Origin of the sequence: Rhodococcus sp. (in: high G+C Gram-positive bacteria) (genome assembly GCF_049299235.1) — a bacterium.
Classification (GTDB): domain Bacteria; phylum Actinomycetota; class Actinomycetes; order Mycobacteriales; family Mycobacteriaceae; genus Rhodococcus.
In genome coordinates, this window is record NZ_JBAQXC010000365.1 from 1 (window position 1) to 6,885 (window position 6,885).

Genomic DNA, 6,885 nt, shown 5'->3' on the forward strand with positions numbered 1-6,885 from the left:
CTCTGGCGGCTCGGGTGGAGTCGCAGGTGGGTTCGGGTTCTCGTGCGGCGTTGGTGCCGCAGGTGCGTCCGGATCGGGTTCCGTTGTCGTTGGCGCAGACTCGGATGTGGTTCCTGAACCGCTTCGATCCGGAATCGGCAGCCAACAACGTGCCGCTCGCCGTGCGCCTGGTCGGACGGCTCGACACGGAGGCGCTGGACCGCGCACTCCGTGACGTGGTGGCGCGTCACGAGGTACTGCGCACTGTTTATCCCGACATCGACGGTGTGGGATACCAACTCGTCCTGTCGCCGTCCGACGCCGACGTCACGATGCCGATCGTCGAGATCGGAATCGACGAGATCGAAGGCACCGTCGGCGAATTCGCGCTGCGTGGGTTCGATGTTGCCGAGCGTCCGCCGCTGCGTGCGACCCTGCTGCGCGTCTCGGAAACCGACCACGTCCTCGTCGTGGTCCTGCATCACATCGCCTCCGACGGCTTCTCGATGGGACCGCTCGTCCGCGACGTCGTCACGGCATACGCGGCCCGGGCGACCGGCGACGCGCCGGCGTGGACGCCACTGGCTGTCCAGTACGCGGATTACGCACTGTGGCAGCACGCAGTCCTGGGCTCCGAGCATGATCGGGATTCAGTTGTTGCACAGCAGCTGTCGTACTGGCGGGAACGGCTCGCCGGTCTCCCGGAGCAGCTCGACCTGCCTGCGGATCGCCCGCGCCCGGCCGTCGCGTCTAACCGCGGCGCCGAGTACAGGTTCTCCTGGACCCCGGACCAGCATCGGAAGATCGCTGCACTCGCTGCGGAGCAGGGCGTCACACCGTTCATGATCGTGCACGCGGCCTTGGCGGTCCTGCTCGCCCGCCTGTCGGGCACCTCCGATATCGCAGTCGGCGCGCCGATCGCCGGTCGCGGCGACGCCGCACTCGACGATCTCGTCGGTATGTTCGTCAACACCCTGGTGCTGCGCACCGACGTCGATGCGGATGCGTCGTTCGCCGAACTCCTGACGAAGGTCAAGGAAACCGATCTCGGTGCGTTCGGCAACGCGGACGTACCGTTCGAGCGTCTCGTCGAGGTCCTCGACCCGGCTCGCTCGCAGGGCCGCCACCCGCTCTTCCAGGTCGCTCTGTTCTTCCAGAACCTCGCCCCGTCGTCCTTCGCTCTCGGCGATCTCACGATCGAGGATGTGCCGGTCGACGCGGTGATCGCGAAGTTCGATCTGCAGGTCACGGTCGTCGACGGTGTCGACGGTGGATCCGACGTGACGATCACCTATGCGGTCGATCTGTTCGACGAGACGACCATCGCGGCCTTCGCACACCGCTTCCTGCGGGTGCTCGGGGCGGCCACTGCGGCGCCCGAACTGCTGGTCGGGGAACTGCCGTTGCTCGCCGACTCCGAGTTTTCCGATCTGATCGTCGACCGCAACCGCACCGCTCATCCGATCGAGGGCGCCCTGCTGCTCGACGGGTTCGACGCGCAGGTCGCCGCGACTCCCGACGCCGTCGCGCTCGTGTTCGAAGGCCGGGAACTGACGTACGCGCAGTTCGACGCCCGGGTCGACGCCGTCGCCCGACGCCTGAGCGCACTCGGTGTCGGACCGGAATCGCGTGTCGCACTGGCGATGCGCCGATCGCTCGAACTCGTCATCGGCATGTACGCCGTGCTGCGCGCCGGTGGTGCCTACGTTCCCGTCGACCCGGACCACCCGGCGGACCGTGTCGCCTACATCCTCGACGCGGCCGACCCGGTCGTCGTGTTGTCCACGCGCCGAGACGATTTCCCGGTTCCGGGGGAGAGGTCTGTCCTCTTCCTGGACGACCCGGCCGCCATGCTGTCCGACGGCGCTGAATGGACCCCGCCGACGGTGCGGCCCGACAACACCGCGTACGTCATCTTCACGTCAGGATCCACCGGCAAGCCGAAGGGTGTGGCCGTTCCGCACGGTGCCATCGCGAACCAGATGGCCTGGATGGAACACGAGTACGCGTTCACGTCCTCGGATGTGTACCTGCAGAAGACCGCGACCACGTTCGACGTGTCGCTGTGGGGCTTCTTCCTTCCGCTGAGGGCCGGTGCGACGCTGGTCGTCGCGACTCCCGACGGTCACCGCGATCCGGTGTACCTCGCGCAGACCATCCGCGAGCGCGGCGTGACGCTCACCGACTTCGTGCCGTCGATGCTGTCGGTGTTCGTCTCGTCCGTCGACGCCGGTGATCTGACGACCCTGCGCGACGTGTTCGTCATCGGTGAAGCACTGCCCGCCGCGACCGCCAAGGCCTTCGCGGAGATCAGCGGGGCCGGGCTGCACAACCTGTACGGCCCCACCGAGGCGGCCGTGTCCATCACATACCGTCGCGCCGAGGCCGGCGACACCGCATCGGTACCGATCGGCCTGCCGCAGTGGAACTCCCAGGTCTACGTGCTGGATTCGCGACTGCATCCGGTTCCCCAGGGTGTCCCGGGTGAGCTGTATCTCGCGGGCGATCAGCTCGCCCGCGGCTACCATGGTCGCGTCGACCTGACCTCCGACCGGTTCGTCGCCGACCCGTTCACCGCGGGCCGCCGCATGTACCGCACCGGCGACCTCGTGTTCTGGACCCCGCGTGGCGAGCTCGACTACCTCGGCCGCACCGACTTCCAGGTCAAGTTCCGCGGTCAGCGCATCGAGCTCGGCGAGATCGAGACGGTTCTCCTCGACCACGACGCGGTGATCTCCGCGGCCGTGCTGGTCGTCGCGACCCCGACCGGCGACCAGCTCGTCGCGTACCTCGTGCCGGCGCCCGGCGCCGAGGTCTCGGTCGACGAACTGCGAGCCCACGCCGCGGAAAGCCTGCCCGCGTACATGCTTCCGGGTTCCTTCATGGTGCTCGACGCGTTCCCGCTCAACGCTTCCGGCAAGCTCGACCGCAAGGCGCTGCCGACGCCGATCTTCGAAACCCGGACGTTCCGGGCGCCGACCACGGCCGTGGAGGAGATCGTCGCCGGCGTCTTCGGCGAGATCCTCGGCATCGAACGCGTCGGTGCCGACGACGACTTCTTCGAACTCGGCGGCAACTCCCTCAATGCAACGCAGGCCATCGCGCGCCTCGGTGCGGCTCTCACGACGAGAGTTCCGGTGCGCGACCTGTTCGAATCGTCGACCGTCACCGAACTCGCGGCCCGCCTCGAATCCCACGTCGGGTCCGGCCGCGCCGAACTCGAGCCGCAGGCACGCCCGGAAAGCATCCCGCTGTCGCTGGCGCAGTCCCGCATGTGGTTCCTCAACCGCTTCGACACCGGGTCGGCCGCCTACAACATTCCGTCCGCGATCCGCCTGACCGGTGCCCTCGACACGTCCGCGCTCGAACAGGCGATCAACGATGTGATCGCCCGGCACGAAGTGCTGCGCACCGTCTACCCCGAGGTCGACGGAACCGGCGAGCAGGTCGTACTCGCCCCCGAGCAGGCGCGGATCACGCTCGCCGCCGAAACTGTCGCCGAGGACGACCTCCTCGCTCGGGTCGAGTCCGTCGTCGGTACCGGCTTCGATGTGACCGAAGCGGTTCCGGTCCGCGTTGCGCTGCTGCGTGTGTCCGAGACCGAGCATGTGCTCGTCGTCGTGGTGCACCACATCAGCACCGACGGATTCTCGATGGTTCCGCTCACCCGGGATGTGATGATCGCGTACGGCGCCCGCGCCGTGGAACAGGCGCCGGCCTGGGCACCGCTGCCCGTCCAGTACGCGGACTACGCGCTGTGGCAGCGCCGGGTGCTCGGTGACGAGACCGATCCACAGAGCATCGTGTCGCAACAGGTCGAGTACTGGACGCAGGCACTGTCCGGTATCCCGGACCAGCTCGATCTGCCCACGGACCGACCGCGCCCGTCCACGGCGTCGAACCGTGGTGCGACGTTCACCCGCACGGTCGACGCGGGACTGCAGGACGCGCTCGGCCGGGTGGCACGCGCGAACAACGCCACCCTGTTCATGGTTGTGCACGCGGCACTGTCGGCGCTGCTCGCCCGGCTGTCCGGCACGTCCGACATCGCGGTCGGCACACCGGTCGCGGGCCGTGGCGAGCGCGCCCTCGACGACCTCGTCGGCATGTTCGTCAACACCCTGGTCCTGCGCACACAGGTCGACGGCAACGCGACGTTCACGGAACTGCTCGAGCAGACCCGCCGCGCCGACGTTGCCGCGTTCGGCCACGCCGACGTGCCGTTCGAGCGGCTCGTGGAGATCCTCGACCCGGAACGGTCGACGGCACGCCACCCGCTGTTCCAGGTGATGCTGACGTTCCAGAACCTCGGGCACACACGCTTCGAACTGCCCGGGCTGACGCTGTCGGGCGTCGAATTCGACGACCACAACGCCAAGTTCGACATCCAGGTCACCGTGGTCGAGAAGTTCGACGACCAGGGTGCGCCCGCCGGTATCGACATCGGCTGGACCTACGCCACCGATCTGTTCGACATCGCGACCGTCGAGTCCTTCGCGGAGCGTTTCGAGCGCATCCTGCGCGCAGCCTCCGGCGAGAACATCACCGCTGTCGGTGACATCGAGATGTTGTCGGACACCGAGCGGGCTCTGGTCGTGGAGTCGTGGGCGGGTGAATCCGGTGTCGCGGCCGACGTGTCGATCGTGGACCTGTTCGGCCGCCGGGTCGTGGAGGACCCGTCGGCGATCGCGATCGTCGACGGTGATGTGCGGTTGTCGTACGGCGAGGTCGCATCGCGGTCGCGTCGTCTGGCGCGTCGCCTGATCTCCGAGGGCGTCGGTCCCGAGTCGCTCGTCGCGGTCGTGTTGCCGCGGTCGGCGGATCTCGTGGTGGCGTTGCTCGCAGTCCTCGAGGCCGGTGGTGGTTACGTGCCGGTCGATCCGTCCGCTCCGGCGGAGCGGATCGCGGTCGTGCTCGAGGACTCGGCTCCGACCTCGGTACTGTCGTGGTCCGGACGTGAAGCCGAGCTGCCCGCCGCGGCGCCGGTGATCGACGTCGACACCGTCGACGTGTCCGAGTACTCGGATGCCGCGGTGACCGATGCCGAGCGGATCGCGGTGCTGCGTCCGGACAACACGGCGTATGTGATCTTCACGTCGGGTTCGACGGGCCGGCCGAAGGGTGTGGCGGTCCCGCACGCGAATGTGGCGCGCCTGCTGGCGAACACGGAGTCGGTGTTCGGTTTCGACTCGTCGGATGTGTGGACCCTGTTCCACTCGTACGCATTCGACTTCTCGGTGTGGGAGCTGTGGGGTCCGCTGCTGTACGGCGGCACGTTGGTCGTCGTGGACTACTTCACGTCGCGGTCGCCGGAGCAGTTCCGGAAGCTGCTGGCCGACGAGAACGTCACAGTGCTGAACCAGACGCCGTCGGCGTTCTACCAGTTGCTCGAGGCCGATCGTGACGCCGACGAGACCGGTACTGCGGGTGAGTTGTCTCTCCGATACGTGATCTTCGGTGGTGAGGCGCTGGAGTTGCGGCGTCTGGTGCCGTGGTTCGAGCGGCACGGTGATACGGCGCCGCAACTGGTGAACATGTACGGCATCACCGAGACGACGGTGCACGTATCGCATCGGATCATCGACGAGGCGACCGCGCGTGCTGCTGCGGGATCACTTGTCGGTGGCGCGATTTCAGGATTGCGAGTGTATGTCCTGGATGGGCGTCTGCGTCCGGTGCCGGTCGGTGTCGCGGGCGAGATGTACGTGGCCGGTGGTCAGGTTGCGCGCGGTTACGTGTCGCGTCCGGACCTGACGGCGGCGCGGTTCGTGGCGAATCCGTTCACTGCGGGCGGTGCCACGGAGGGGTCGGTGCTGTACCGCTCCGGTGACGTTGCGCGGTGGACGGCCGACGGCGAGCTCGAGTTCGTCGGCCGCGCCGACGATCAGGTGAAGATCCGTGGTTTCCGCATCGAGCTCGGTGAGATCGAGGCCGCGGTGCTCGCGCAGCCGGGCGTCGGACAGGCCGTGGTGGTGGTGCGCGAGGACGGACCGGGCGATGCGCGACTGGTGTCCTATGTCGTGCCGGTGGCAGGTTCGGCGGTCGATGTCGAAGCAATGCGCGAGGGCGTCGGAACGCTGGTGCCGGAGTACATGGTGCCGTCGGCATTCGTGGTACTCGACTCCATCCCGTTGACGGTGAACGGAAAGCTGGACAAGCGCGCGTTGCCTGCGCCGGCATTCGTCAGCAGCAGTGAATTCCGTGCCCCGCGTACCGAAACCGAAGAGGCCATCGCCGCGCTGTTCGCCGAGGTGCTCGGTGTCGAGTCGGTGGGTGTGGACGATTCGTTCTTCGCGCTGGGCGGCGACAGCATCATGTCGATCCAGCTGGTGTCGCGTGCAAAGACCCGCGGTGTGCTGTTCTCGCCGCGAGATGTGTTCGAGGCCAAGACCGTTGCCGGTCTGGCCGAGGTCGCCGACGTCACCGGTGACGGCGGCCCGCAGGTTCTCGAGGAACTGCCCGGTGGCGGAGTCGGCACGATGCCGATGTCGCCGGTCGAGGCGTTCACCCGGGCCCGTGGTGGCGATTGGGATCGGTTCGTCCAGACGGTGACGTTGTCGTTGCCGGTGGGGATCGATCGGTCCGGGATCGTGACGACGGTCGGTGCGGTGGTCGAGCATCACGATGCCTTGCGCGCCAAGTGGATCGGCGAGGACGGCATCGGTCTCGAGGTCGTCGAGAACGTCGACGTGGATGCGTGGGTGCATCGTGTCGAGGTCCCGGCCGATGCGGACGATGCAGCGGTCACGACGATCGCCTCGGGTGAATACGATGCTGCTCTGGGTCGGTTGGATCCGGGTGCGGGTGTGATGGTGCAGTTCGTGTGGTTCGATTTCGGGTCGGATCGTGCGGGTGCGTTGTTGGTGGTGTTGCATCATCTGGTTGTCGATGGTGTGTCGTGGCGGA

The 6,885-nt window shown here is 67.5% G+C and carries 1 protein-coding gene; it reads left to right on the forward strand.

The genetic code is table 11. The features are described 5' to 3' along the window. Nucleotides 1-26 precede the first annotated feature (26 nt). Nucleotides 27-6,885: amino acid adenylation domain-containing protein (locus tag WAX14_RS22640; RefSeq protein ID WP_422630286.1), on the forward strand; the 6,859-nt coding region annotated here is incomplete at its 3' end.